This is a genomic window from Bartonella sp. LB28NMGDW, from assembly GCF_042194435.1.
In the GTDB taxonomy this organism is placed as follows: domain Bacteria; phylum Pseudomonadota; class Alphaproteobacteria; order Rhizobiales; family Rhizobiaceae; genus Bartonella; species Bartonella grahamii.
In genome coordinates this window covers 109,564-136,202 of record NZ_JBHIMX010000006.1, presented here as the reverse complement: position 1 = coordinate 136,202, position 26,639 = coordinate 109,564, and the positions used below count along the sequence as shown (strand labels likewise).

Here is a 26,639-nt window from a genome sequence, read left to right as displayed (position 1 = left end):
CTTTAAAACTCTTTGAAAAAAAATAAATTGGTACAAAACCTAGTGGCAAAATATACAAAACCCGCTGGCAAGCTACAACAACAAAAAAAGTAATGGTAGCGGAGGAGGGATTTGAACCCCCGACACAAGGATTATGATTCCTCTGCTCTAACCTACTGAGCTACTCCGCCAAAATAAGCAATCATAATTGTAAAGAATTACATCTTTTGCGGATATAAGGGGTAGAATAGTAAGATGTCAAGCATCGTTTTTAAGCTTTTCTCTTGTCATTCTATTTTATCCTCGATATGTAAAAGTGTAATTTTATATGATAAAGTAGGGTAAGGCATGAAAATGGTGCCACGTGTAGCGGTTTTAGGATGCGGTCATTGGGGTGAAAATCATATACGAACACTCCATTCTCTCGGGGCTTTGGCAGCAGTCTCTGATATTGATAATGATCGTGCTGCTAGTTTTGCAACGATGTATGGTGTAGAGCTTGTTACACCAGATGATCTTTTTACGCATCGAGATATTGATGCGCTGGTATTAGCATTGCCGCCACAATTGCATACGCAAAATGTGCTCCGTGCTGTTAAAAATGGTAAAGATGTTTTAGTGGAAAAACCAATAGCCTTGAATGTTTCTGATGCTAAACGCCAAGTTCAGGAGGCTGAGGCTTATGAGCGAGTTTTTATGGTAGGCCATATTTTACGTTTTCATCCGGCTTTTGAAAAAATGTGTGAATTGGTGAAAAACGGAGAAGTGGGAGATGTGCGATATATTTATTCTCATAGATTAGGCTTTGGAAAATTTCATACACACAGCGATGCTTTATGGGATCTTGCGCCTCATGATCTCTCAATGATTTTGGCGTTGACAGGATGTGAACCTTCCGAAATTCGCGGTGAGGGGGCTGCTGTCGTTGATCAGATTTCTGATTTTTCTCATATTCATATGACTTTTCCAAATGGTGTGCGTAGTCATCTTTTTACTTCACGCTTGAGTTCTTATCGTGAGAGACGTTTAACTGTTGTTGGAACAAAAGCTATGCTCGTTTTTGATGATATGGAACCGTGGAGCCGTAAATTGGCAATGCACCATTTTGCCGTTTGGAAAGAAAATCAAGAGTGGGCTTTTAGCATGGATGAGCTGAATTATATTGATGTTTGTGAAGATTTGCCGCTTACTTGCGAATTACGGCACTTTCTTCATTGTATTGAAACGCGTCAATCACCTCGTACAAATGGTGATGATGCTATTGCGGTTTTACGGATTTTAACAGCTGCTGGTGTCAATTATGATAGATAAAAGAGATAGGTAGCGCTTTTGCATTCTTGTGATGATCAATGGAGTTAATATGCAATTCATCGACCTTGGGGCGCAGCGTGCGCGTATTGAAGATAAAATTAATTCTGCAATTGCACATGTTGTCGCTAGTGGTAAGTATATTTTGGGGCCAGAAGTAACAGAATTTGAAGAGAAATTGGCAGAATATCTTGGTGTTAAACATGTGATTGCATGTGCTAATGGAACAGATGCTTTGAAGATGCCTCTTATGGCTAAAAATATTGGTCCAGGGGATGCTGTGTTTTGTCCTAGTTTTACATTTTCAGCAACGGCTGAAGTGGTTGCTTTGGTGGGGGCTAAGCCTGTTTTTGTTGATGTTTTACCTGATACATTCAATATTGATATTGAAAAACTTTCTCATGCTATCGAAATGGTAAAAAAAGAGGGACGTCTAAGGCCAAAGGCTATTATTGCCGTTGATTTATTTGGTCTTTCTGCTGACTATGTGCAAATTGCTCAAGTGGCAGCAAAGGAAAATCTTTTTGTAATTGAAGATGCTGCTCAATCTATGGGTGGAAGAAGCGGTAATACTATGTGCGGTGCTTTTGGTGATGTGGCTGCTACAAGTTTTTATCCTGCAAAACCATTAGGATGTTATGGCGATGGAGGCGCTATGATGACCAATGATGATCATTTTGCAGAACTTTTACGCTCTATTTTGTTTCATGGTAAAGGTGAAACGCAATATGACAATGTACGTATTGGTATGAATTCGCGCCTAGATAGCATTCAGGCTGCAATTTTACTAGAAAAGTTTGCGATCTTTGAAGATGAAATGGAAAAGCGTGTAGAAATTGCTCAACGCTATTCCAATGGCTTAAGAGATGTTGTTACAGTTCCAGAAATAGGAGAAAATATTCGTTCTGCTTATGCACAATATACGATTAAGGTAAAAGAACGTGATAAATTAAAAGATTTTTTACAAAAAAATTCTATCCCTACAATGATTTATTATAAAACTCCTTTACATCAACAGCCAGCTTATAAACACTTTCCTTATGTAAAAGATTCCCTTTCTGTTTCAGAATCTTTAGGAGAGTGTGTTTTAAGTTTACCAATGCATCCTTACTTGACACAAACGGATCAGGATATGATTATCCAAAAAATAAGAGATTTTTATCACTTTTGAGAGCGTATTTTTATCCTTAAAATTATGGTCAAAGCTCTATTGGTGACTCATCTTAGAAGGTACCTTTTGTTAGAGTGTGTGACCAATGTTTTTGGTATTATTTGCTTTCTAGGACCTATGAAATGTTGTCCTTTAGGGCGGTGATATGATTAGCAAGTGGAATCTGCTAGACAAGAAGATGCTTTTTAACAGAACGGTATGGGTTAAGAAACTTTGTCCTTTAGCTTAGCAAGAAAGTCACGTTTAATAAAAAGGATTTGGGTTATGAAAGTTATAATGAACCTTTGTTGATTTTACTCTTCATTCAAGGTGTTTTAAAAGATAACTTATTTAACGGGGTTTTGGGAGAGACAAGTGATTTTTTTGCGAATACGTGATGCGAGGTCATTTTTGCTTTTTGATTTTTGAATCAATGTATTGATGGGTGATGTGTTTCCCTCTTGTAGCGCTATTTGAGCTGCCAATGTTGCTGCAAGTTCTTTTGTTTCTTCACGGAGTTCTTCCAGCAATTGATGGTTAGCAGTCGTGTCAAGCTGATAAGTTTGGATTTTTTGTAAACGTTGCTGATAGTGTGCGATTTTTTCACGCATCATTTTTCTTTCCTTTGAAAGTTGTGGCGATATTTTGTTTGATTGCTATCGCTTCTTTAGTGAGAGTGTCTTGTGTGGGGAGGCATAGCCGATAAAATTGTTCTGTTATTTGGCTCAGTTGTACTTTTTGTTGGGCGTATTTTTTTTGCAAAAATTCGTACTTTTGTTGGTTGTTTGCTAATTCTACAGCATGTTGTGCACGAAGAAAATCGTGATTTGCTTCTATTTCCGCGAGTGATAATGGCATTTGCGCACAAACATCTTTATACGCAAAATGAACGGCTTTACGCCAAATAAAAGGAGACAAAAGCACCAGTACCCAAGAAGTGAAAGCAACTCCAAGAATAAAAAAAATAAACGATTGAATAAGCATAATACCCCTATTTCAAATAAGAATACGTTTAAAACGGATTCCATGTCGGTCTAGGTGTTAATTTTAAATATCCTATATTGATACCAAGGCGTGCACCGATCCCTGTACGTATTGGGATTAACAAGGTATTATGGTATTTGAGGACATGAAAACCAACACCTGCAATTAAATAGGCCGAACCTGAAATACCACCATAGCGTTTCCATAAATTATTTATGCTATTAAGGTTGTAAACTAAGATCATTAAACGGGAGCCTTGGCCGCCAAAATCCCATCCTACTGAGGGACCTTGCCAAAAAACTTTATGTTGACCATAGCTTTTGGTAAAAACTCTTCCTTCACCATAGGTTAATCCAGCAAAAAAGGCACCAGAAGCTTCTTCTCCTAAAATATAGGCATTGGGATAACCGTATTGTGAAAAAATATTTTGAATTGCAACAGCCAGACCACTGGCTGTTTTTCCAAAAAAAAGATGCCCAGAATCAATAATTTCTTGGAGTGAATAATGGGGTTCGTTTTGCTCTATTGGTTGTAGTTGAGCATGTGCAGTGTTTATGGTGATGAATAAAAGGAAGATTAAAGATATAATATTTTTGTACCAGTATTTGAGCAGAGAGAGAGCCATGAAGTTTTCTCCTTTTATTAGTGATAAACAAAAAGATAATATTAGAATTTTCATTCTATTCAAATAAAAAATAAGATATAAGGTTATTTAAATTCTTGAATTTATTTCTGAAATTTTTTTAGCACTATTGTTAATGTTTTCTATTATGCATCAGATATTAAGAGTTTTTCTTTAAAATAAAGTTTGTTTTTTTGAATCTAGGAGTTTTCAATCATTATGACGTTAGATATTTCTTTGAATCCTACGGATCTTGCTGCTTTGCTTTGTAGTCGTATTTGCCATGATTTGATCTCACCTGTGGGGGCTATTCAAAATGCAATGGAGCTTTATGATGAAGGAGGAGCTGAAGAAGATGCTTTACAATTGGTGCGTTTATCCGTTGCGAGTGCTGCTGCACGTCTACAATTTGCGCGATTGGCTTTTGGTTTTGCTGGTGCAAGTGGAGGACAAATAGATACACGGGCTGCAGAGCAGGTTGCTCAACAATATATGAAAGAAGAAAAAGCAACTTTAAAATGGCAAGCTTCTTCTTTATTGTTACCAAAAGATGAAGTTAAACTTTTGCTTAATTTATTATTGATTGCAAACGCAACAGTTTCTCGTGGTGGTGAAATTGTTGTTATGATTTTGCAAGAAGAAAATAAACGCTCTTTTCGATTTGAGGTTTTCGGTAAAACTCTCCGTATACCCCCTCATTTTCTTGCGTTATTTCGTGGAGAAGTTCAAGAAGAGCTTATTGATGCACATGTCATCCAATTTTATTACACAATGTTACTTTCTCAGATGACAGAGATGAAAATAAATATTGATGAAAATGATCATTGTATTGTTTTAGAAAGTGTAAAAAAGCTTTGAATAAGAGAGAAGCGCTTAAGCCGTGTTGGGAAAAGTGGCTTCGATTGAACATATGAGCAATAGAGTTATATGTGTAAATGCTGTATAGTTACTTATTAAGCTTTAAGCGCTTTCTATATGAGAATTTTTGGTGTGCGAGTTTTCTACTTTTAACAGAGAACAGATTTTGGGAAAAAATCTCGGCCCGCCACACTCCGAGATTTTACAAAGTGCATGTTCACTGCTTAAGCGGTTTTTCGTACGTTCTCTTCAACTGGATCACGTAATACATAACCGCGTCCCCAAACTGTATCAATGTAATTTACACTAGAAGAGACTGCTTCCAATTTTTTCCGCAATTTACAGATAAAAACATCGATAATCTTTAGTTCTGGTTCATCCATTCCACCATAGAGATGATTGAGAAACATTTCCTTAGTAAGGGTGGTACCTTTACGTAAAGAGAGAAGCTCTAGCATTTGATACTCTTTTCCGGTTAAATGAACGGGGCGCCCTGCAACTTCGACGGTTTTTGCATCAAGGTTGACAGTGAGATCACCGGTAACAATAACCGATTGTGCATGTCCTTTAGAACGACGAACAACTGCATGGATACGTGCAATGAGCTCATCCTTATGAAAAGGCTTTGTCATATAGTCGTCAGCTCCAAAGCCAAAACCACGGACCTTGTCTTCAATGGCATTCATACCAGAAAGGATCAGGACAGGAGTTTTTATTTTTGCCAACCTTAGAGTCCGCAAGACATCATACCCTGACATATCGGGCAAATTCAGATCAAGCAAAATGATATCATAATCATAGAGTTTTCCTAAATCGATACCTTCTTCACCCAGATCAGTGATATAAACATTAAAGTTAGCTGACTTTAACATTAACTCAATGCTTTGAGTAACTGCTCTATCATCTTCAATTAATAATACGCGCATTTTAGATCCCTCACTTCGCTCCTTCACGAATCATAAGGAGCATTTCTATTTTATAATCAGTTAGCAAAACCACTGTTATAAAAACAATTCATGAAATCAAACACTTATAACAAAGTGTTTATGAATATTTCAGTAGTACGCGTAACAATCACTACTAAATTCCCCACTATCCATGATAGTGGTTAACAAAATATTTTTATTTTTGAAAGAGGCTGCAAAATTATTTTAGAAAAATCGCATATTTTTTTAACATAATAAAAAAAGAAGGGCTTTTTTTATAAACTTTAACTTAAAAAAATTTGTAAAAGAGCATTATAAATTACTTTTTTACAATTTCAGTGTTTGTTTACTGAGCTTTAAATCTCTTCATTTTATAATGGGGGGAAAAGTAAAGAAATAGTTATTGCTCTTTAAAGCAGATTGTATGTTCAGATGCTTTAATGAAAGGCGAAAATTGTTATAATTTCAAGTCAATAGACTGTTTTTGTCGGATAGACATATAACTAAAAGATATTTATTGGGTGTGAATGCGAGTTTTGAGTTGGCGCAATCAAGGAGTAGTGAGTATGAAGCCACGAGAAAATATGGTGCGATTGAGGATGTTTCAAGTGCGTGGAAAACGCCGTGAAATTGCACAGCTTGAGATGATGATCGCAGAGTTTGAACGAATGGTGTTAGAGCTGGAAGCACAAATTACTCATGAAGAACGTAAATCTGGAAACAATGATGTTCACCATTTTGCTTATTCTGCTTTTGCGCGTGCAGCGCGGCAAAGACGTGATAATCTGATCAATTCAATTCGTGATTTACAGCTTCAAAAAACAAACGCTGAAATTGCTCTCCATGAAGCTAATACAGAGCTGCAACGTGCACAGCTTTTGGAAGCACGGGAAAAGAAGATTGCTGCGGGTGGTGAGGATATTTTGATTCAATCTAATTCAATGGTTGGCTAATTCAATGGTTGGATGATAAAAGCAATTATTGAAAAATCTATTCTTTCAGATTTATCTTTTGGGTATAGTATAAAACAGCCAAATTTTTATCAAATTTGGCTGTTTTACAAGTTTCTTTATGTTATCGAATCGTCATCAAGGGCAACTTAATGCCTGTAGTTTTGAATCTTGGTCGTTCGTAATCCCGCTAAACCGTGTTCATCGATCAAACTTTGCCATGAAAGAAATTCTTCTACAGTCAAAGTATAACGTTGGCACGCTTCGTCAAGACTTAACAATCCACCTCTGACAGCCGCAACAACTTCAGCTTTGCGACGAATCACCCAGCGTCGTGTTGTTTGCGGCGGTAGGTCGGCAATTGTAAGCGGACTTCCATCTGGCCCAATAACATATTTCATTTGTGTTTTTATCAAATTGGTCATTCGTATCCTCTACCTTTAGTCAAGGACTTGATTCGTTTATAGAGCATGAAATTTAAAAAAGAGCTAAACGCGCTGAAAGAAAAAATTAATAAAGTGATTGAGCACGTAAAAAGAAACTTAAGTGAAGTGTGTAGAAGAGCTTCTTGCAATATTTTACCAGATTTTAAAAAGAGCAAAAAGGTTTTCTCCCAAACGATTGCCATTATGCCTTATTTCGATCATTCTTTTTTTGTTTGCAGCAGCTTTTAAGAAAGTAATGCCTATGGTTGTGGAAAAGATAAAAAAACAATATAAAGACAATCAATCGTGTAAAAGTGCTGAAGAGCGTACATCAAAATGTTAACATATGAGTAGACATTAAACAGAGCATTAAATAGAGAATGAATACATGTTTTTAAACAGTCTTGATTTACCAGGACAACCTGAGGATTCTCGCATTGTTGTTGCAATGTCGGGAGGGGTTGATTCATCGGTTGTTGCAGGTCTTTTGAAAAAGGAAGGGTATAATGTTATTGGCATTACGTTGCAGCTTTATGATCATGGGGCAGCGACGCATCGGGTGGGGGCGTGTTGTGCAGGACAAGATATTGAGGATGCACGCCGCGTTGCAGAAACATTAGGAATACCGCATTATGTTCTTGATTATGAAAAGCGTTTTCGCGAAGCTGTTATTGATCCTTTTGCAGAAAGCTATGCGCATGGAGAGACACCAGTACCATGTATTGCGTGTAATCAAACGGTTAAGTTTGCTGATTTATTAGCAACGGCACGCGAATTGGGGGCAGATGCTTTGGCTACGGGACATTATATTCGTTCGCGTTCCCACGGAGCGCATCGAGCACTCTTTCGTCCTCTCGATAATGATCGTGATCAGAGTTATTTTCTCTTCGCAACGACACAAGAACAGATTGATTATTTGCGTTTTCCACTTGGTGACCTTCCAAAAACCCGCGTTCGTGAAATGGCAGCAGAAATGGGCTTTGTGGTTGCCAATAAGCATGATAGTCAGGATATTTGTTTTGTTCCACAAGGAAAATATTCAGATGTTATCGCAAAACTGCGTCCAGAAGCAGCTAATCCTGGCGTTATTGTCCATATTGATGGAAAGATCTTAGGTAAACATTCGGGAATTGTTAATTATACGGTTGGTCAACGTCGTGGTATTGGAGTATCAACGGGTGAAGCGCTTTATGTGGTTTATCTCGATGTGGAAAATGCACGTGTTATTGTTGGACCGCGTGAAATGTTAGAAACACATAAGCTTTTTTTACGTGATGTGAATTGGCTTGGTGATGAGTCGTTAGATAATTTTCCTTCTCAAGGTATTGAGGTAGCTGTAAAGGTGCGTTCAACGCGTCCTCCTCACCTTGCGCGCTTACATTATAAAGAAGGTGTTTTTTCCGTTGATTTATTGGAATGTGAAAATGGTGTGGCACCAGGGCAAGCTTGCGTTCTTTATGATGAAAATGGTCATGATGCGCGTATTCTTGGGGGAGGATTTGTAACACATTCAGAACGTGCGGCCCATACTGAAATGATGTTGAAGCGCGTTTTATGCAATCTCGAAACAAAAGATTCTGTTTCTTCTGAACTAAAATAACAGCTTCATAAAAAATAGTCAGTTGATTTATAATGATAATTTTAACCTTAAACTTAAACTTGAATGAGAGACTTCCGGAAGATTTTATCATTGAAAGTTTTTAAATGATTGGATCCATCAAAATTATGTCTTCTGCACGTCATGAGCGGGGTTAGGGTGCGGAAAGCATCGATAAGAAAAATATAAAAATGTTTTTTAATTAATGCTTTCAAATGCTAGGGAACAGCAACATTATTGGGACTGATAGATAACATACAACATCGGATATGTTTTACAACTTAAAGTGTTATCATCTTTAGTGGTCAAAGTTGGTAAAATGGGCAAGTGCAATACCTGAGGCTGTGGCAACATTAAGGCTGTCAAAACCGTCAGTCATGGGAATACGTAAGGTTTTTGATTGTTGTAGTATATGGGGTGGTAAGCCATCGCCTTCTGTTCCAAAAATAAGTGCCATTCTTTTAGTTTTGTTGGCTTGCTTGAGAGTGTGTGAAGCAGAAGGGGAGAGTGCATAAAAATGAAAGTTTTCATCGTTTAGAGCAGCTATAATGTCATTTATATCAGCGTTTTGCGTATAGGGTACTTTTAAAGCAGCGCCGGCAGAAACTCTTATTGATTTACGATAAAGTGGATCGCATGAGGTTTTGTCGACAATAATACCATTACTGGCAAAGGCTGCTGCATTACGAAAAATTGATCCCATATTATCGTGATTCGAGATACCACATAAAACAAGAATCAAAGCTTTTTCTGGAAGATGTTGTAGAAAACTTTGTAAGGATGGCAGTATTTTGCGTTTACCAATACCCAAGACACCACGATGAACATGGAAGCCGGTGATATTATCCATGACTTTTTGTGGAACGCAATAAATGGGACATAGAGGCTGTGTTTTTTCTAAAAGCGGTAGAAGTCCAGAGAGACGGTTTTCTACGATGAGCAGTGAGATGGCAGAAAACTCTTTCGAGTGCAGTAATGCGGACAATGTTACTTTGCCTTCAGCAATAAATTGATGTTGCCGTCCAACAAGATCTTTTTCACGGATATTATGATAGGCTTTTAGGCGTGGATCATCGGTTTCATTGATTGTTATGATATTCAAATGCATGAGAGATTTTTAGTGCTTTTTTTTTATGATTTCCAGATGTTAGAATTTATTTTATTTTAACAAAGAGAGAAAAAAACATTATTTTAAAACTTATGGTAGAATTTGTGTTGACAATATGCAACCATAGGTATAGTATAAAAATACTGATACGGAATCATATATTTTTTCTCGTATCGGGTGCAGTGTCTTGGGTCCCCGCTATTTCCCAAGTTCTGTATGCCCTTAATTTCTAAGGGAAAAGAATCTGGGTCCCCAATGCCCAGATTCTTTTTTTTGGGGTAATCATTGTTCTTCTTTTTTATATCTCAATTTTTTAGTAAATCATATTTTAAAATGCGGTTGACCTCTGAGGTTACAGTAGAGTGCTAAGATATTTTTTCTAAGTTGCAAAGATGGCTTATGATGCACATTATAAGACTGAAAAATAATGCATGATCATGGTATATTTGAGTAAAAACAAGTTTTTTGTTTATGAGATGTGAGATGGCTTTAAGTTATTCAGAAAACGATTAGTAATGAAGGTGATGTGTTTGATTGCTTTTGGGAAAGCTCTTTGTTTATTCTGTTCCTCTCTTCTTCCTTTATTGATTCTGTTCGTGTAACTGAGCAGTTTTTACGATAATAATGTGAGCTTGAAGCGTTTATTGTATGCTGAAGCTTCTGTAATATTGAGGAAATATTGTCGATATGCCAAAAGTATAATTATATGGTTGAAAATATTAATCCCTTATTTCGTGAAGAAAAGGATGAGGTTCATGGATGTAAAAATCAATATACAAAGCTTAACTTTATACTCTATTTTTATTGCGTGTATTGTTTTTGCTTTGAAATATTGGGCATATCACATCACAGATTCGGTTGCACTTTATTCTGATGCATTGGAATCAATAGTTAATATTCTTGCGTCATTTGCAGCATGGTGGGCTGTTAAAGTGAGTATGAAGCCAGCGGATCAGGATCATCCCTTTGGGCATCATAAAGCAGAATATTTTTCCGCCATTCTTGAAGGGATACTCATTATTATTGCGGCAATTGTTATTTTAAGAGAAGCATGGATAGCTCTTTCTACCGTTCAATTATTGCAGAAGCCTGGAGTATGGCTTGTTATTCATCTTATTGCAACTGTCATAAATTGTATGTGGGGAATGGTTCTTATTTGGCAGGGAAAACACCATCGCTCACCGGCTCTTAAAGCGGATGGAGTGCATTTTATAACGGATGTTTTTACTTCGCTTGCAATTTTAATTGGTCTGATTGCTGGTTTTATCGGGGGATGGGGAATTTTAGATCCAATTTTAGCGATAATCGTTGCCGTTAATATTCTCTTACAGGGCTGGAAGGTGATTAGAAATGCTGTTCAGGGATTAATGGACGTTGGCGTTGAATTGAATGAAAGCATGCGGATTCGGGAGCTGATTTCTGCAAATGCATCGGGTGCGCTTGAGGTCCATGATTTACGGACGCGTGTTGCTGGGAGGGTTACTTTTATAGAGTTTCATTTGGTTGTGCCTGCTATAATGCAGGTAGGAGAAGCACATAAAATTTGTGATAAAATCGAAGGTGTTCTTCAACAAGAATTTGATAATGTACGTATTTCTATTCATGTCGAGCCTGAAGATGAGGCAAAATTGCCTCCCGGTACAACGGTGATCCCTTTTATATAAAAAGATTTTTTCAAATTGTCTGCTATGTTATGGGGACTATTTTTTATGATGGGGCGATTCATACCTCTCGAAAATACAGTGAATCTCTTTCGTTGATTTAATTTTTGCATTAATCAATTATAAAAGGTTAAACAGAGTATTTAAGGCAAGATTTATTCTATTTCGTTAAAACACTGTTATTTAAGGTTGGGTATATAAAATTTGATCTATTAAGTGTTTTTAGAGTGTGGAGTAAATATTCAAAATAGGGCTTGCTGGTGTATCCTTGTGTAAGTGAATCTCATGAAATGGTTAGCCGCTTAAATTCACTTAAGAGAACGGATTGTTTACAGACTGTCAGGAGTAGATGTTTCGTTTCTTAGGGCGAGGAGGAATGAAGCTTTCGTCATAAGTTTAATGATAAATTTTATATAAAAGTTATGAGTAGAATTTTAAAGTTTGTGATCATAGATTAATCATCATTATTGTTGCTAATAAATGTGTTGTTTTACCGATAAAATGTGTTCTGTTTTAAATGTTCTTTATTGCATGAAGGATAGGGGACACATTAAAGAATGATGCTAAAGATAGATACTGGTTTTTAATTGATGCCTTCATATTTTCATTTCAATCTAGCATCAAAAATTTTACAATGACGCGTACAGTACTGGTGCATTCTAATCATAAATATGCTGCTACATCAGGGTTATTTTAATGTATAGACAACAAGAAAACGCAAAGACTTTATGAGGAAAATAATGCTATAAGGTCAAAAATTTATACGCAATAAATTAGAGAGATAGATCGAATTTTTATAAAATACTTTATGAGATAAAAAAAACATATCTGGCGTTACTTTTACTTATTTTTACAAACGTTTATCTATGTCTTTTGCGCTATATTCGTAAAGATCAGATTAGTGATAATCTATAGATAATTCTTGGTTGAGAATATAAAAGGAAAGCGTGATACTAAAATAGAGTTTTGCCTGTCTTTATTGTTCAACCAGTAAAAGTGATCACAAATCCGTGATTTTTTACATACCTGTAAACAAAGTTAGATCAAAACGACTTTTTCTCTAAAAACTGTAAAAATATATTGTATCCGTATAGCTTGAACGAAGTTAGATGTTTACCTGAATAACTACAGTATATATTTTAAGAATAGAGAAGATATTTCATATCACTATGATGTTATTAAAGAGCTCTTAAAACAATGATTCCTGGTGTTTTTGCAACATAATCCATAAAAGGAGAATCAACGACTTTTTCGTTTTCTTTTCGTGAAGAAGCATTTCTTAACATTGGCCCTTTATCTGTCATGATAAAGAAGCCCACATGTGTTACATCCAATCCAGCAAGTTTCGTATTAATACCAATAAAATCACCAGACTGTAAACGACCTACAACCTCCTCATTAATAAAGTTACTTGGGATATACGTTATCGTGCGTTTCACAACTGGCAACCCAGGTAGATAGTTTTCACCATCAGCTTTTTTGTTGAGATATTTTTCTATTTTTACCGCATGGGGACTTATTTCAGCGGTAATATCAGTGGCGAGTTTATATTCTCTATAAGCCCAGTCTGTAAAAAAATGTTTGCGATTTAAAAAATGAATATTACCGTTAATATAACGCGTTTTTATGACGTTATTTATGAATTCTGTTTGGGATGTTGATTTGCGTAATGCTTCAACATAATCCAGATAAGTGAAGCAATCTAAGCCTCTAAAATCAATAATCAGTTTTTCTGGTGTCTTTTCTGAGCCATGTAACATATTTGCTTGGTAAGGTGTCCCTAAAAAAGCTTCAGAAAGAAAGTCAATTAGTGTCTCTTTTTCCTGATAATTTGTTTCTGAACGTTTTTTGAGAAGAGCATTTAGTTTATTTAGAGTATAAGGATCTAGTTTTATGTTGTTTGTTTGTTGTGTTTTTATTTTATTTCCTAAAATACTCTCTTGTGAATCAGAATCCTGAACATCATATCCTGTTACCAATATTAAAATGAGAACTAATAGAGATATTTTTCGCATTCTATACACCATTTTTGCATTAACAATTCATGACTAACTATTTCTAAAAGTGCTATTTTTAAATGCGTATCACGATCATTATTAGATTTAACAGTAGCATATAATCATTAAGAGCATCAATGAATATAAAGATATAATCATGGTTTTTAAGGTTACACAAATTGCAAGCGATATGAATAGTTTCTAAGATTATAGAATTAAAGAATATTTCTCTATAATATACTTATTTTTTAAATAAAATGATTGTCAGATAAATACTTTTAAAAATATGATGAGCTTTTTGCATTGTTAAGCTATTTGGGTGATGCTGCTTTAATCTTATAGCACATTCTGAGGGTAAGAAAATTCTTTAAGAGCTTATCTTTTAAAAGGTTTCAATTGCTATAGGATATCTAACGTATCAAATGGAATTGAGATTCCTGAAAACGGTGGTATGAGAAGGGGAAATGATGTCTGATAAAATTCATCATAATGTCTCTAAAACTATTGGAAATGCTCTGTGTTTCATGAAATTTTGTTTATGAGTTGGTCGCACAAATATTTTATTCGTATAATGCAAAAAAATATTTTTATGCTTTGACAATGATATACTAATTAAAACGTAATTTTATATTTTTATCTTGACTCTTACTTAAATTTTTACTTTGCTATTATTTTATATATGACAAGTATATGGTATAGAATACTTTTAAAAGGAAAAGGGAGTAAAAAGATAGCGGGGGAGTAATTGTATGCGTAAAATAGTGTGTATGTTATGCAAGACCAAATGCTCAATCCGAATTTTGTTCAGCGTGGGCTCGTTTTAGTGTTCATCACTTTATTGTTAGATATTCTTGGCATTGCGATTATTTGTCCTGTTTTGCCTGAATATTTTTCTCAATTAACTGGAAAAGATGTCAGTACATCTTTTGTAGAAAGAGGAAAATTACTTGCAGCTTATTCAGTGATGCAGTTTTTGTTTGCTCCTGTTATTGGCAATCTCTCTGATCGTTATGGTCGTCGTCCTATTTTGCTGCTCTCTATTATCTGCTTTGCTCTTGATAATCTCATATGTGCCATAGCATGGAGTTATTCTATGTTATTTATCGGGCGTCTTTTGTCAGGGATGAGTGGTGCTAGTTTTGCAACTTGTACAGCTTATCTTGCGGATATATCCGATGATAAAACCCGTACACGCAATTTTGGTCTGTTAGGCGTTGCATCCGCATTGGGGTTTATTTTAGGATCGTTTATTGGTGGTTTTTTAGGTCAGTTTGGTCCGCGTATACCGTTTTATTTTGCTGCTGGTTTTTCACTCATTAATTTTATTTTTGCTTGGCTTATGCTTCCAGAAACTCTTTCTCTGTGGAATAGGCGCTTTTTTGATATTAAGCGGGCAAATCCCTTAGGTGCTTTTTGGCACCTGAAACAATATCCGATGGTTCTTTGGGTGTTATTGGTCTTTTTTCTTTATTGGTTTGCGGAATCTGTATGGTTAAGTATTTGGGCTTTCATTGCAAAAGAACGCTATGATTGGAGTTCTTTTTCTATTGGGCTCTCCTATAGTGTTTTTGGGATAGGCCAATTTATTGTAGTCGCTCTCATTTTGCCTTATTTTTCTAAACGATGGAGTGATTGGCATATTGTTATAGTGGGGCTTTTGTTTGCCTCCGTTGCTATGCTAGGCTATACATTCGCAACGCAGGGGTGGATGGTTTATATGGTTTGTGCGTGTACAATGCTTGAATATCTTGTTCATGCACCTATACGTGCTATTGCTTCAGCGCAGGTGCCAACAAATGTACAAGGAGAACTGCAAGGAGCGATGACATCTGTTATTTCGTTAAGTTTAATATTTGGTTCTGTTTTTTATGTGTTTCTTTTTGAATGTTTTACAGATAAAAATGCACAGTTTTATTTTTCTGGTGCCCCTTTTGTTGGAGGCTTTTTTCTTCTTGTCGTTGCAACAGTTATTTTTGCCTTGCGGGTACGTTAATTTTTTGAGAGGGGCTGGTACGTACTATTTTGCTAGAGAATGCACAAGATAAACAAAATGTATCATTTTATAGGCAGAAAGTTTTTTGTGATATTTGTTTCACAAAGTGTTGTATAGAATATCGATACATTCTTCTCATTTAGTGCAAATAATTTTTTTTATTCTTTAATAGGAATTACGCTTCTCATGCAAAATAGAATGCTTAGAATTGTATTGTGAATCCAATACTTATTTGAGGCACTTTACTCTTTTTAAAAATGGTTTTTATCGACACACTTATCTTGCTTAGGGGGAAGCCAATGATTTTGATGAATACAATTCTAAGAGGAGAGGTCATGAGAAAAATTCAAGTTATTCAGTGCTCTCATCTTAGTTGCAAAATGATAAATAATAACACTTATTCAATAAGTTGTAGGTATACAAATAATATAGTTGTGTATGGGAAGATGATATAATTTAAAGGAGAGAAGCTAGAAAGTGAGATATTTTATTTTAAGATATTTTTTTATAATTCATAATGAGATCACAGAAATGCTGAAAGAGGTAGTGGCTATCTTGTGGTCCAGGAGAAGCTTCGGGGTGATATTGAACAGAAAAAACTGGTTTTCCAATGATTCGAATACCACAGTTTGAACCATCAAAGAGAGAAATATGTGTTTCTTGTACATGTTGTGGTAAAGAGGCAGAATCTACGGCGAAACCGTGATTCATCGATACAATCTCAACTTTTCCAGTGTTGAGGTCTTTAACTGGGTGGTTGGCACCATGATGTCCTTGGTGCATTTTCACGGTTTTTGCACCAACCGTAAGAGCGAGAAGTTGGTGACCAAGACATATTCCAAAAATTGGTAAATTATGATCAATTAATGTTTTGATCGTTGGAACGGCATATTGAGCCGTAGCTGCGGGGTCCCCTGGTCCATTAGAAAGAAAAACTCCATCAGGGTTCATTGCTAGAATTTCTTTTGCAGTTGTGTGGGCAGGCACAACAGTAATGCGTGCTTTTTGTGTTGCCATAAGGCGAAGAATATTGCGTTTAATACCATAGTCAATTGCAATGATATGAAGATTATGCACATTATTTGTACTGTATCCTTTGTTCCAGCTCCATGGTTTTTCATCCCATTGCATTGATGATTGAGATGTCACATCTTTCGTAAGGTCAAGATTGACGAGACCGTGCCATTTTTGCGCACGTTTCTTTAAAGAAGGAATATCAAAATTTCCATTAGAATCATGTGCAATGACAGCATTTTGCGCACCTTTTTCACGAATAAGAATTGTGAGCGCACGTGTATCAATACCACAAAGTGCAATAATTTTATGCGTTTTAAGCCATTGATGAAGATTTTCATTGGCACGATAATTTGAGGGATGTGTAATGTCTGCCTTGAAAATAGCGCCAACAGCACCATGACAATCGAGAGGAGAGAGAGCTTCAATATCTTCACTATTTGCCCCTACATTTCCTATATGAGGAAAAGTAAAATTAACGATTTGTTGTGTGTATGACGGGTCTGTGAGGATTTCTTCATAGCCTGTGATGGCGGTGTTAAAACACACTTCAGCTTCAGCAATACCTGTAGCACCTGCTCCTTTGCCTTCAATAACGGTTCCATCAGCTAAGACTAAGAGGGCTGTAGGTTTTTTGATACTCCAAGGGTGGCTGGGTGAAGTCGTTTGTATCATAGTATGTATCCACAATTTATTCTCTGAAAGGTATAATGATCAACTTTACACAAAAATCATACCTTTAACAGATGCTGTGTATATTATTCTGGTAATGTTTCGCTTGAAATAGGCAGTATAAGTACATTCCATGAAGAGGTAAAGTCTTGTTTTAGCTTTTCGAAGATCGAGTCCTTAATTATTTTTTTATCCTCCATTGCAAGATGGATAAAGATTGGTTAAAAGGCGCTTTCTTCTTGAACAAAATTGGATAAATTTATGTTGCGTAACCAGATTGATGGGGCTCTTAGGGCTGCTTTGAAAGCGCAAGATAGTGCGCGTCTTGCTACACTCCGTTTAATGAATGCTGCAGTTAGGGATCGTGATATTCTTTATTATGATCAAGGGAAGTTAGAAGTGGATGATCAGCAGATACAGTCTGTTTTCACTAAAATGCTTCAACAGCGTGAAGAATTGATGCGAGTCCATAAAGAGTCTGGTTGCTTGGAATTGGCAGAGAGAGGACAAGCAGAAATAGAAGTTATTCGTGAGTTTCTTCCCTATCAACTTAAGGAGATGGAAGTAGAACAGGTCCTTTGTGAAGCTTTGGTACAAACAAAAGCTGAAAAATTACGCGATATCGGTAAGGTGATGGCATGGCTTAAGGAACGGTATGCAGGGCAAATGAATTTTTCTAAAGTGTGCAATAGTCTTCGTAAAAAATTGCAATAGATCTTATTAATTCAAGGGGATTGGAAAATATTTTTTATTGTGCTTCGCCTTTGTAAGTCAGTAGGATGTTGATAAATGTCATTTATCTTTTACATACATACTATTATCAAAAAAATATTTTTTTGAAATAAACGAATCTTTTTTGGAGCTCATAGAGCAATAAAAACATCTTTTATGTATTATATTTTACTGTTCTTCAAAGCTGTTAGATCATTAACAAAACAAAAAAATTATAGAGTTTCTACTTTTAAAAAAAAGATCTATTGTCTGCACTATTAAAAATTTTAAAATAGGATGATTAAGCTAATTGATACAGATTTCCAATTTTGGGGAGTGTGTTGTTGTCTTTTTTGCTGTTTCAAAGCATTTTTTTGATAAAGAGTTGCCGTATTTTTTAGAGTGCTGATTATTCGGCAAGAAATTTAAATGTAGATGATATTTATCAATATGATGTATATCTTCTTAATTCAAGCGCTGGTTTTAATGATAAGAAAATTAGAACGTTAAACATTTTTTCTATAGAAGACATTTTTAAGCTGAGTTGATGAAATGAAAAGATATTTTGAAAATAACTCTTTGTTTGTAATGTGTTTTGAGATGATTTTGAAATTCTTTTCTCTGATTAAATCCCTTATAAGCTATATAAAATCTATAAATTATGCAGAATAAAATGAGTAACCTTTATTGGTGGGGATACAGCGGTGAATCTGTTAAAAATAGTTCAGTTAGCAACAATGGCTTACCCGTTAACCGCAAACGGGAACGGCGTGCCCATAGCACATCTTGTTGACCAATATGAATGTAATCGCGGGTTAATTGGTCATGGTTAAATAAATAATGTCCTAGAGGTACAGTTCCCAAATGCATCAAGGCTTGATTGTGTAGGAGGGTTTCTTGTGGAATTACAGTGCGTCCAAGGAGCCAAGGTTTATTATCTCCCATCAATATGATTTCACGTAGCCAATAACGCGCACTTTCGGGGAGATGCTCTGCTTCGTCTGTTAATTTATCTCGCGTAATAAAACATTCGCGTTGTGGTTGAATTTGGAGGCAGGTACAATATTTCTTTAATCGAAGCGTCATAGAGGCAGATTCCATGAGCCAATTGCGAATGTTTTCTGGTATTGGAGGATTTTGATTAGAGAGCCACTTTAGAGGCGGTAAGATGGAATCTTGAAGATCAGACATCGTTTTACTCCACAGCTAAAGTCTTATTCCATATGTTATGTTGGGTTAAGTAGATAGCTCTATTGTAATACAAGGAGTATAAAAGCAGCAAGATTTTAACAGGAAGATATCAAAGGGAAAGTCGAAAGAAAAGGTCTTTAAAAGAAGATATGCGGGAATTATATATTATAGGATTATTTTCATTAAAAAAGCAAAATAAGGTATTATGTTTTATCCAAGGCGCTTTCACAATGCGTTAGGGAAATTTCTTTATCGCATGAGCAATGGGAAAAATGTTTTGTGCTTTAAAATTCGTTTGTAACGCATATAAAAAGTCATCTATGTAAGATGATATAAAGAGAAAATTTAAAGAGAAATAAAACTTTATTTTATACTTTAGAAAGTGAAGAGATATTCAACCCTTTTGAATTGAGATGTAAAGGAGATCGTATTCTTTATAGTCAATAATTTTATAGTAAGGCATATATTTTTGAAAACTTAAAAATAGATTATATTATTGAAATTGTAATAAATTACTTCATATTAAAGAGTGTTTAGTCTTTTATAATAAATTTATATTAATATGTATTTATAATATATCTATTTTATTTCATAGATTAGAAAAAATCTCTTTATCATTTTTTGCTTACCTTCTCTGTTTATTTCTTAAGAACGCAAAAGAGCTCTTCGAGTTTTTCGGTAAAAAGGTATTGTTGATGAAGTGTATAGGCGTTAAGTGCTATGCGGTAGAATCTTTAATCATCGTTAGTGATTTTTGTAACCTTACGGATTGTTATTACAGTGAGATGAGCTAGATTTGCGCGTACGGTACGAAAATAAGTTCGTATTTCGTTAAAATAACGCAACATATCTTTCCTGATATGCGTAACTTTATATAGGTATGAAATGGTGCGTTATAAAGATCTTTACTGCATTTCGTTTTAAAATACGGTGATGGTGTATACCCAAAATCGCAGCTTAAGCATCTCACCATCATATCAAAACTGGTGACAACGAGCTCCAGGGAAATATTTCAAACTTTTCTAGTTGTTTCCCAGTTTTTTATTAAATCCCAAAAGGTGTAAAAAAAATAAACGCTCTATGATCGAATTTTTTGTCCTACCCATATAAGAATGCAGGCTCCTATAAAACCTGAAATAAGATAGCCAAGCCAACCAGCAAAACTTACACCTAAAAGACTAAAAAGAAAGCTTGCTAGCGCAGCGCCAATAATCCCTAAGATAATATTTAACAATATTCCTGTTTGGCTTTTCATAATATACTGGGCAGCCCAACCTGCAATTCCGCCGATAATAATAGCTGCAATCCAACCGATGTTTGCATCTTCCATGATACCCTCCTTTGCCTGAACTTAAATTGTAACTAGAGTAAACTTTATAAAAATCAAGATTTATCCCTTTTTTATCCAGTGGAAAGGATATTTTTGTTAGAAATTTTACTTATTATTTTCCTTTATATTTAAATAACATTCACATTTATATAATAACAATACTTAACAAGCATGAGTATATATCACATTTTAATTTATAAATAAATTAATTATTTGAGAAACATGAATAAAAGAAGAAAATATTAGTGAAAATGTTTTAAGAAATCATAAAGTTTATTTATAAGCTTTTTAATCTCTCTCTTAAGTTTAAAAAGCAATTGTGATTTGTGATTAAAGCAATAAGTAAAATGGACATTTAAAAGTCTGGAGCTTGCCAATTGATATCAATGATGTTTGAAATGAAATTAAAACTGTTTTGTTGACACGTTATAGAATGGCTGTATAGGTTGAGCCTCTACCAATCTTGATATAAACGTTGCATTTTTGTGGGGTTTTGCATTCCTTATAGAGTATTTCTGTTTTTGCTGCTACTGCGGGGCAGTTCCTTTTTACAAGGCGAGTTTAGGTTGGAACCATCATACTCTTGACTTTCTCTTTATGTGTTTAACAGTCTTGGCTTTGAGATGATTAGGCATTTTTACGTCTTTCTTCAAGAATTCTATTCTACATGCTGCTTTGTTTATAATGTGCAAGCAAATGACTTTGAGTAATTCATCATGAATAGATTTTAAATGAAAGAAATTTACGATGCAGAAAACTCATTTAAATTGTCAAATAATAAAATATTTTGATTAAATCAATATCTTGACCATATTCCAAATCGAGTAATCGATGTGATGTATTTCTTATTCAAGTTATTTAAAAGTTTAAGGTTTTTCTGTTTGTTCTTCAGCAGGGTTGCGTAGGCGAGAACTTTGAAGAAGTCCCTGTTCTTCTAAAATGGGGTAGATCATTGAGGTCAAAAGAGAGTTGATTTGTTTAAGGTCGCGGACAGTGTCGAGATGAAGACTGGATGATTCTACATTTTTGAGATCCCCTTCACGCAAACGTTTAAAATGTTTTAAACTCATCTCTTTTTCTAAGTTTCGTAGTTGATCTTTTTTTTGTACCAATAGGTGTGCAGTGTGTGTATCGCGTGAGACGAGAACGTTAAATGCTATATGCGCGTTGGCTAGTACAATGGCGTGGAAACGAAGGAGATCATTCCAGCCCTCACTGCTGAACTGTAAACCTTTTTGTTGTTTCTTTTTAACCAGCATCAGCATATTATGAATAATGATATCGCCTGCTTGGTCTAATTTTATACAGGCGCCTAGAAGTTCTTGCGTTTGAAGAGCTTCTTCGTCAGATAATTTTTGTCCCGCTAATCGTGCAAGATAAAGTTTGATGGCGATATGTTTTTTGTCCAATATGGTGTTGAGTTGGTTAAGTTCACGAATAATATTGGGATCAGGACTTTCATAAAGTCCCATGATTTTTTCTAGCATGATGTCCACAAGATCACAAATATGAATGACTTCACGCATGACATTCGAGAGAGCGAGAGAGGGGCGTTCAAGCACACTGTCATCAAGAGCTGTTTGATCCGATAAATTGAGCGTTTTGTCGGTTTGCGTTTTTTTTGCACTTATATGAACAATTTGAGTGGTTAATTTTAAAACCCATTTTGAAAGCGGTATTCCAGCAAGGAGAATGAAAACATTAAAAATAATGTGGGCGTTGATCACTTGAGTAGGGGCGTTATTGCCAAGCCATGTGATGGGAGGGCGAAAGGAGAGAAATAAGATAAGTACAAGGATTGAACCGGCCCCACGCATGAGTAAGTTTCCTAAGGGAACGAGGCGGGTATTAGGAGAGGCGTTGCGCGTTAAAAGTGGTGCTATAAGAGAAGAGCCAAAGTTGACACCAAGAACCATGACAACACAGAGTTGCGTATGGATAAGATCGTAGTTGGCAAAATTGACCAGCAAAATGATTCCTGCAATAGATGAATGTAAGAGGTAGGTTAAGCCAGCAGCCAACAAAAAAGTGGAAACAGGATCGGTTGAAAGATAACGAATGATGCTAGGCAAAATTTCGCTTTCACGTAAAGGTTCTGTCGCTGTACTTATCATCTCTAAAGATAAAATCAAAAGACCAATACCGATGACAATACGTCCTATTTGACGCCACTCACGTTTTTCTGTTGTCATGAAGATACAAGTGCCAATTAAAAGACAAAGGGGCACAACAAGTGTGAGATCATAGGTGAGAATTTTAACAACGATTGCTGATCCTAATTCTCCTCCGCGTACAGCCATAAGTCCCGCTACTCCAGAGACAAAACCAGATTCAACGAAAGAACCAACAAGGAGCGTTATTGCTGTAGAGCTTTGTAAAATCATTGCTGTAAAAAGCCCAAAACTTACCGCAAACAATGGTTTTGAAATGACGTGGCACATTTTATATTTAAGTCTGTCACCATAGGCGCGTTCAATTCCTGTGCGCACCATGCGTGTGGCCCAGAGAAGTAAAGAAATAGCGCCGGCAAGATGAAGGAGTACCAATGAACCATTCATGATACTTTATTCTTTCTCTGTTGTTATGAGTATGTTTGCCTCAAAATTGATAAATTAAAGTTTATCGTTTTTATTTCACTTTTGCTTTTAATACTTGATTAAAATCATAACCGCTTGGATTTTGAAAAACCTTTAGACCAAAACAAGGAAGAATGGAATAAAGGTGATCAAAAATATCACCTTGAATTTGTTCGTAGTCTATCCAAACGGTGGTGTTCGTAAAGCAATAAATTTCCAATGGTAAACCATTTTCTGTAGGAGGTAATTGCCGTGCCATAAAGGTCATATTAGGGTTGATGTTTATATGCTGTTGTAGATAAGCAAAAACATAAGCACGAAAAGTTCCAATGTTGGTTAAACGGCGCGTATTGGCTAAGACATCATGATTTTTATCTAATTGAGCGTTCCATTGGTCAATTTCTGCTACTTTTTGTGTGAAATAATTTTCTAATAAATTAAATCGGGAAAGATATTTTTGTTCTTCTTCTGTGAGAAAATGGATACTTGATTGATCAATAAAAAGGGAGCGTTTGATGCGTCTTCCACCCGATTCTTGCATTCCACGCCAATTTTTAAAAGGGTCGGTTACAAGTTTACGGATAGGAACTGAGGTGATGGTGTTGTCGAAATTTTGAACTTTAACAGTATGCAGGGCAATTTCAATAACATCACCATCGGCGCCGAGATTGGGGATTTCAATCCAATCACCAACGCGAACCATATCAGTGGATGAAATTTGAATACCGGCAACGAGAGAAAGAAGCGTATCTTGAAAAATTAACATGAGAACCGCGGCCATTGCACCAAGACCGGAGAAGAGAATAAGAGGGGAGCGGTCAATCAATGTAGCGACCATTAAAACTGTCGCAACAGCAAAAAGTGCAATTTTAGCAATTTGAATATAACCTTTTATTGGTTTTAACCGTGCTGTTGGTCGTTGTTCGTAGAGGATATTAATGACATTCAGACAGGCAGAAATTGTCAGAACAACAAAAAAGATAATGAAGGCGTTAGCAACATTACCGATGACAGTACTGAATGCATTGGGCAATGTTGGTATAAAATTAACACCAACTGAAATAATAAAGGCTGAAATGATATCCGCTATGTATTGAATAGCATTATTAATATCCACCGTTGTATTTTGGGGGAGAAAAGAAGAGAGTTTTTTTGCTCCGTGAATAAGTAATTTTCGTCCTAGAAAGTTGACTAAAAGGGCAAATATAGTAAGAATAACAAGCCAAGAAATAGCCTCTAACCACGGATATTGAACAATAAATTCGATCACTTTTCTACTCTCCATTTCTGAAATTATATGCAGTTAAGAGTTTAAAATTTTACAACTGCTTAAGAGGAAGTATTGGAATTATGCTCTAAAGTCGTTAAATATGCAAAAAAGAATTTTCAAACTTTGTGAGAGATAATGCGTTTCCCGCCCGATTTCCTTAATGAACTGCGTACGAGACTCCCAATTTCAACAGTGATTGGTCAACGGGTGGATTTTGATCCTCGAAAAAGTAAGCCTTCACGGGGAGACTTTTGGTGTTGTTGTCCATTTCATGGTGAAAAAACGCCAAGTTTTCATTGTGATGATCATAAAGGGCGCTATTATTGTTTTGGTTGTGGTGTAAGTGGAGATATTTTTACCTTTTTGTGTGAGCTTGATGGATTGCACTTTTCAGAAAGTGTAGAGCGTTTGGCTGATTTTGCGGGAATGAAACTCCCTATTTGGGATTCACAAAGTCATAAACGTCAACTGGAAAAAGCTGAGCTTTATGATGTGATGAAAATTGCTACAGATTTTTTTCAATATAATTTACGTGATAAAGGGGGTGTGCAAGCACGTCGTTATCTGGATGCACGTGGTGTGACACCAGAGCTCGTAGAGCGTTTCCGCATTGGTTTTGCACCGGTAAGGCGTACAGCTTTGAAAGAAGCTTTGAGTGCACGGGGCATTTCAATAAAGCAAATGGAAGAATGTGGACTTCTCACAGTGCATGAGGGGAGTGCGGATTCTTATGACCGATTTAGAAATCGTATTATGTTTCCTATCGAAGATTTGCGCGGACGTGTGGTGGCTTTCGGAGGGCGTGCATTAGAGACAGAGACACGAGCAAAATATCTCAATAGCCCTGAAACAGTGCTGTTTCATAAAGGAAATATACTTTATAACGCGGTAGCGGCTCGCAAAAACAGTCGCTTTGTTGGCGATGAAAAAAATCATTCACTCCTTGTTGTTGAGGGGTATATGGATGTCATTGCATTGACTAAAGCTGGTTTTGAAGGAGTCGTAGCACCCTTAGGGACAGCATTAACGGAAGCGCAAATTGAGCTTTTATGGCAGATGGGGAAGGAGCCCATTTTGTGTTTTGATGGTGATGCTGCTGGTTTAAACGCTGCTTTTCGTGTTGCTGATCGTGTGTTGCCTCTTTTAAAGGCTGGGGTTTGTGTACGCTTTGTTTTGTTGCCACAAGGAAAAGATCCTGATGAAATTGTTTGTGCTGGTGGAGCACAACTTTTTTCTTCTTTTTTGCAAAAAGAAATTCCTTTGAGTGAGCTTTTATGGTGGCGTGCTACCTATGGAAAGCATTTTGAAACTCCAGAGACACGAGCAGCGCTAGAAAAACAACTAAAACAACAAATTTTTACGATTAAGGATGAAGATGTCCGTCGTTATTATTTGCAAGATGTAAAAAAACGCCTTTTTGATTTTTTTCGTCCCTCTTTTTCGAAAAAAAGGGGGGAAGGGCGATATGATCAATCTTCACCAAATAGGATCTTTAAAGATCAATCCTTTTCTCTGTTAGCAAATTCTGAAATAGTACGAAATTCTTCGCAATCTATTCCTTTGCGAGAAGCAGTGATTTTACTCACTTTAGCTTACTATCCTGAGTTGTGGTATGAAAATTTTGAAAATCTTTCTGAGTTAGAATTAAAAAATACTCAATTGATGTGCTTTCATCAAGCTATGTTGGAAATTCTTGGGAATCAACAGCTTCATGATAAGGAGACGATGGTTGCGCTCTTAGAAAAAAGAGGGCAAAAGGCTCTGTTAGAGCGTATGAAACATCTTGTGCAAAATATTGGTATGCATATTATTTTTGGTAGAGCTTCTATAGAGGATGCACGTGCGATATTAAAACAAGCTGTCTACTTGCATCTTCAAGAACACCACCTACATAAGAGATTACAGGATATTAAAGAGCAACTTGTAGAAAATCCTAAGAGTGAGGTTTTTGATCTGCTTCGTGAGGTAAAAAATGAGCTGGAGCAGATGCAGGCAACAGAAGCGTTAATTGAAGGGTTTGGAAGTTGGTTGGATGAAAAAATAGACGGGAATACACAAGATACGATAAAATGATTCGCTTTTTTAATGCGAATCAGTCACTTAAATTTTAGATGAGGAAGTTTATGGGAGTGACATTTTCATAAAGATGGCAATTAAATTTTAGGAAAAGCGGGTAAATTTTAGGAAAAGCGGGAAATTGGTTCTTACGATAGGGTACAGAGATTATCTCAGAAGGGCTGAGAGGTGTCGGGGAAACTTCTGGAGTTTTCCCGCGTTTTTGTCTGGATGTCAAGTTTGTCTGGATGTTAAGGCGTAT

21 protein-coding genes and 1 tRNA gene are annotated in these 26,639 nt (G+C 36.0%); 9 read left to right on the top strand and 13 right to left on the bottom strand.

Going from position 1 to position 26,639, the window contains the following annotated elements:
- Positions 1 to 93: 93 nt before the first annotated feature.
- Positions 94 to 170 (bottom strand) — tRNA-Met (locus tag ACFIKG_RS05445).
- Between the two features lie 163 nt (positions 171 to 333).
- Between ACFIKG_RS05445 and ACFIKG_RS05440 the strand changes: the two genes are divergently transcribed.
- Both ACFIKG_RS05440 and ACFIKG_RS05435 read left to right on the top strand, forming a co-directional pair.
- Positions 334 to 1,290, top strand: coding sequence for a Gfo/Idh/MocA family protein (locus tag ACFIKG_RS05440; protein ID WP_015856681.1), 957 nt, complete (start codon positions 334 to 336; stop codon positions 1,288 to 1,290).
- 49 nt (positions 1,291 to 1,339) lie between these two features.
- Positions 1,340 to 2,458, top strand: a complete 1,119-nt coding sequence (locus tag ACFIKG_RS05435) for a DegT/DnrJ/EryC1/StrS family aminotransferase (protein WP_375626200.1) — start codon at positions 1,340 to 1,342, stop codon at positions 2,456 to 2,458.
- A 326-nt stretch (positions 2,459 to 2,784) separates the two neighbouring features.
- Here ACFIKG_RS05435 and ACFIKG_RS05430 read toward each other — a convergent pair whose 3' ends face one another.
- From ACFIKG_RS05430 to ACFIKG_RS05420, 3 genes are read right to left on the bottom strand one after another with little or no spacing between them, the layout of a single operon-like run.
- Entirely contained in the window at positions 2,785 to 3,051 is a 267-nt protein-coding gene (locus ACFIKG_RS05430; RefSeq protein WP_375626198.1) for a hypothetical protein, read from the bottom strand.
- Positions 3,041 to 3,421, bottom strand: a complete 381-nt coding sequence (locus tag ACFIKG_RS05425) for a hypothetical protein (protein WP_375627013.1) — start codon at positions 3,419 to 3,421, stop codon at positions 3,041 to 3,043. Before ACFIKG_RS05425 ends, ACFIKG_RS05430 begins: the two co-directional genes overlap by 11 nt.
- Before the next feature lie 28 nt (positions 3,422 to 3,449).
- Positions 3,450 to 4,046: a DUF1134 domain-containing protein gene (locus ACFIKG_RS05420; protein ID WP_375626194.1), complete on the bottom strand. Its 597-nt coding sequence runs from the start codon at positions 4,044 to 4,046 to the stop codon at positions 3,450 to 3,452.
- A 216-nt stretch (positions 4,047 to 4,262) separates the two neighbouring features.
- Here ACFIKG_RS05420 and chpT point away from each other — a divergent pair, with 216 nt between their 5' ends.
- A complete protein-coding gene (gene chpT, locus ACFIKG_RS05415) occupies positions 4,263 to 4,901 on the top strand; it encodes a histidine phosphotransferase ChpT (protein WP_015856678.1) in 639 nt (212 codons plus the stop codon).
- Positions 4,902 to 5,125: 224 nt separating this feature from the next.
- Here the strand turns inward: chpT and ctrA are convergent, their stop codons facing one another.
- The gene (ctrA, locus tag ACFIKG_RS05410; protein ID WP_015856677.1) at positions 5,126 to 5,827 is read right to left on the bottom strand and encodes a response regulator transcription factor CtrA; all 702 of its coding nucleotides are present in this window, start codon (positions 5,825 to 5,827) and stop codon (positions 5,126 to 5,128) included.
- Positions 5,828 to 6,393: 566 nt separating this feature from the next.
- On the opposite strand from ctrA, the gene ACFIKG_RS05405 reads away from it, so the two are divergent.
- The gene (locus tag ACFIKG_RS05405) at positions 6,394 to 6,780 is read left to right on the top strand and encodes a flagellar export protein FliJ (protein ID WP_375626192.1); all 387 of its coding nucleotides are present in this window, start codon (positions 6,394 to 6,396) and stop codon (positions 6,778 to 6,780) included.
- 146 nt (positions 6,781 to 6,926) lie between these two features.
- Here ACFIKG_RS05405 and ACFIKG_RS05400 read toward each other — a convergent pair whose 3' ends face one another.
- Complete coding sequence (locus ACFIKG_RS05400) at positions 6,927 to 7,202, bottom strand: DUF1153 domain-containing protein (protein ID WP_015856675.1); 276 nt, start codon at positions 7,200 to 7,202, stop codon at positions 6,927 to 6,929.
- A 388-nt stretch (positions 7,203 to 7,590) separates the two neighbouring features.
- On the opposite strand from ACFIKG_RS05400, the gene mnmA reads away from it, so the two are divergent.
- On the top strand, positions 7,591 to 8,802 hold the full coding sequence (gene mnmA, locus ACFIKG_RS05395; RefSeq protein ID WP_375627019.1) for a tRNA 2-thiouridine(34) synthase MnmA: 1,212 nt from the start codon (positions 7,591 to 7,593) through the stop codon (positions 8,800 to 8,802).
- A gap of 295 nt (positions 8,803 to 9,097) precedes the next feature.
- Here the strand turns inward: mnmA and ACFIKG_RS05390 are convergent, their stop codons facing one another.
- The gene (locus tag ACFIKG_RS05390; protein ID WP_375627021.1) at positions 9,098 to 9,907 is read right to left on the bottom strand and encodes a TrmH family RNA methyltransferase; all 810 of its coding nucleotides are present in this window, start codon (positions 9,905 to 9,907) and stop codon (positions 9,098 to 9,100) included.
- Positions 9,908 to 10,662: 755 nt separating this feature from the next.
- On the opposite strand from ACFIKG_RS05390, the gene ACFIKG_RS05385 reads away from it, so the two are divergent.
- Positions 10,663 to 11,571 (top strand): cation diffusion facilitator family transporter, encoded by a 909-nt coding sequence (locus ACFIKG_RS05385; protein WP_375626185.1) that lies wholly within the window; start codon positions 10,663 to 10,665, stop codon positions 11,569 to 11,571.
- Positions 11,572 to 12,746: 1,175 nt separating this feature from the next.
- Here the strand turns inward: ACFIKG_RS05385 and ACFIKG_RS05380 are convergent.
- Complete coding sequence (locus ACFIKG_RS05380; RefSeq protein WP_375651880.1) at positions 12,747 to 13,583, bottom strand: DUF1460 domain-containing protein; 837 nt, start codon at positions 13,581 to 13,583, stop codon at positions 12,747 to 12,749.
- A 754-nt stretch (positions 13,584 to 14,337) separates the two neighbouring features.
- Here ACFIKG_RS05380 and ACFIKG_RS05375 point away from each other — a divergent pair.
- Positions 14,338 to 15,558 carry an MFS transporter gene (locus ACFIKG_RS05375; RefSeq protein ID WP_375626181.1) on the top strand — a complete coding sequence of 407 codons (1,221 nt, stop codon included), beginning with the start codon at positions 14,338 to 14,340 and terminating at the stop codon, positions 15,556 to 15,558.
- A 492-nt stretch (positions 15,559 to 16,050) separates the two neighbouring features.
- On the opposite strand, the gene carA is transcribed toward ACFIKG_RS05375, so the two are convergent.
- Complete coding sequence (gene carA / locus ACFIKG_RS05370) at positions 16,051 to 17,247, bottom strand: glutamine-hydrolyzing carbamoyl-phosphate synthase small subunit (RefSeq protein WP_375626180.1); 1,197 nt, start codon at positions 17,245 to 17,247, stop codon at positions 16,051 to 16,053.
- Positions 17,248 to 17,505: 258 nt separating this feature from the next.
- On the opposite strand from carA, the gene ACFIKG_RS05365 reads away from it, so the two are divergent.
- A complete protein-coding gene (locus ACFIKG_RS05365) occupies positions 17,506 to 17,958 on the top strand; it encodes a GatB/YqeY domain-containing protein (protein ID WP_375626178.1) in 453 nt (150 codons plus the stop codon).
- A 681-nt stretch (positions 17,959 to 18,639) separates the two neighbouring features.
- On the opposite strand, the gene ubiC is transcribed toward ACFIKG_RS05365, so the two are convergent.
- The 4 genes from ubiC to ACFIKG_RS05345 form a co-directional block, all read right to left on the bottom strand.
- Complete coding sequence (gene ubiC, locus ACFIKG_RS05360; RefSeq protein WP_375651879.1) at positions 18,640 to 19,146, bottom strand: chorismate lyase; 507 nt, start codon at positions 19,144 to 19,146, stop codon at positions 18,640 to 18,642.
- Between the two features lie 1,078 nt (positions 19,147 to 20,224).
- Positions 20,225 to 20,476 (bottom strand): GlsB/YeaQ/YmgE family stress response membrane protein, encoded by a 252-nt coding sequence (locus ACFIKG_RS05355; RefSeq protein WP_375626175.1) that lies wholly within the window; start codon positions 20,474 to 20,476, stop codon positions 20,225 to 20,227.
- An 866-nt stretch (positions 20,477 to 21,342) separates the two neighbouring features.
- Positions 21,343 to 23,034: a Na/Pi cotransporter family protein gene (locus tag ACFIKG_RS05350; RefSeq protein WP_375627032.1), complete on the bottom strand. Its 1,692-nt coding sequence runs from the start codon at positions 23,032 to 23,034 to the stop codon at positions 21,343 to 21,345.
- A gap of 70 nt (positions 23,035 to 23,104) precedes the next feature.
- Complete coding sequence (locus tag ACFIKG_RS05345) at positions 23,105 to 24,322, bottom strand: mechanosensitive ion channel family protein (RefSeq protein WP_375651878.1); 1,218 nt, start codon at positions 24,320 to 24,322, stop codon at positions 23,105 to 23,107.
- Positions 24,323 to 24,457: 135 nt separating this feature from the next.
- Between ACFIKG_RS05345 and dnaG the strand changes: the two genes are divergently transcribed.
- Positions 24,458 to 26,395, top strand: coding sequence for a DNA primase (gene dnaG / locus ACFIKG_RS05340; RefSeq protein ID WP_375651877.1), 1,938 nt, complete (start codon positions 24,458 to 24,460; stop codon positions 26,393 to 26,395).
- The last annotated feature ends 244 nt before the right edge of the window (positions 26,396 to 26,639 follow it).

Bases quoted from the DNA above. Each gene is read 5' to 3' on its own strand.
- ACFIKG_RS05440 (WP_015856681.1), top strand. From the start codon at position 334: ATGGTGCCACGTGTAGCGGTTTTAGGATGCGGTCATTGGGGTGAAAAT.
- ACFIKG_RS05435 (WP_375626200.1), top strand. From the start codon at position 1,340: ATGCAATTCATCGACCTTGGGGCGCAGCGTGCGCGTATTGAAGATAAA.
- ACFIKG_RS05430 (WP_375626198.1), bottom strand. From the start codon at position 3,051: ATGATGCGTGAAAAAATCGCACACTATCAGCAACGTTTACAAAAAATC.
- ACFIKG_RS05425 (WP_375627013.1), bottom strand. From the start codon at position 3,421: ATGCTTATTCAATCGTTTATTTTTTTTATTCTTGGAGTTGCTTTCACT.
- ACFIKG_RS05420 (WP_375626194.1), bottom strand. From the start codon at position 4,046: ATGGCTCTCTCTCTGCTCAAATACTGGTACAAAAATATTATATCTTTA.
- chpT (WP_015856678.1), top strand. From the start codon at position 4,263: ATGACGTTAGATATTTCTTTGAATCCTACGGATCTTGCTGCTTTGCTT.
- ctrA (WP_015856677.1), bottom strand. From the start codon at position 5,827: ATGCGCGTATTATTAATTGAAGATGATAGAGCAGTTACTCAAAGCATT.
- ACFIKG_RS05405 (WP_375626192.1), top strand. From the start codon at position 6,394: ATGAAGCCACGAGAAAATATGGTGCGATTGAGGATGTTTCAAGTGCGT.
- ACFIKG_RS05400 (WP_015856675.1), bottom strand. From the start codon at position 7,202: ATGACCAATTTGATAAAAACACAAATGAAATATGTTATTGGGCCAGAT.
- mnmA (WP_375627019.1), top strand. From the start codon at position 7,591: ATGTTTTTAAACAGTCTTGATTTACCAGGACAACCTGAGGATTCTCGC.
- ACFIKG_RS05390 (WP_375627021.1), bottom strand. From the start codon at position 9,907: ATGCATTTGAATATCATAACAATCAATGAAACCGATGATCCACGCCTA.
- ACFIKG_RS05385 (WP_375626185.1), top strand. From the start codon at position 10,663: ATGGATGTAAAAATCAATATACAAAGCTTAACTTTATACTCTATTTTT.
- ACFIKG_RS05380 (WP_375651880.1), bottom strand. From the start codon at position 13,583: ATGCGAAAAATATCTCTATTAGTTCTCATTTTAATATTGGTAACAGGA.
- ACFIKG_RS05375 (WP_375626181.1), top strand. From the start codon at position 14,338: ATGCAAGACCAAATGCTCAATCCGAATTTTGTTCAGCGTGGGCTCGTT.
- carA (WP_375626180.1), bottom strand. From the start codon at position 17,247: ATGATACAAACGACTTCACCCAGCCACCCTTGGAGTATCAAAAAACCT.
- ACFIKG_RS05365 (WP_375626178.1), top strand. From the start codon at position 17,506: ATGTTGCGTAACCAGATTGATGGGGCTCTTAGGGCTGCTTTGAAAGCG.
- ubiC (WP_375651879.1), bottom strand. From the start codon at position 19,146: ATGTCTGATCTTCAAGATTCCATCTTACCGCCTCTAAAGTGGCTCTCT.
- ACFIKG_RS05355 (WP_375626175.1), bottom strand. From the start codon at position 20,476: ATGGAAGATGCAAACATCGGTTGGATTGCAGCTATTATTATCGGCGGA.
- ACFIKG_RS05350 (WP_375627032.1), bottom strand. From the start codon at position 23,034: ATGAATGGTTCATTGGTACTCCTTCATCTTGCCGGCGCTATTTCTTTA.
- dnaG (WP_375651877.1), top strand. From the start codon at position 24,458: ATGCGTTTCCCGCCCGATTTCCTTAATGAACTGCGTACGAGACTCCCA.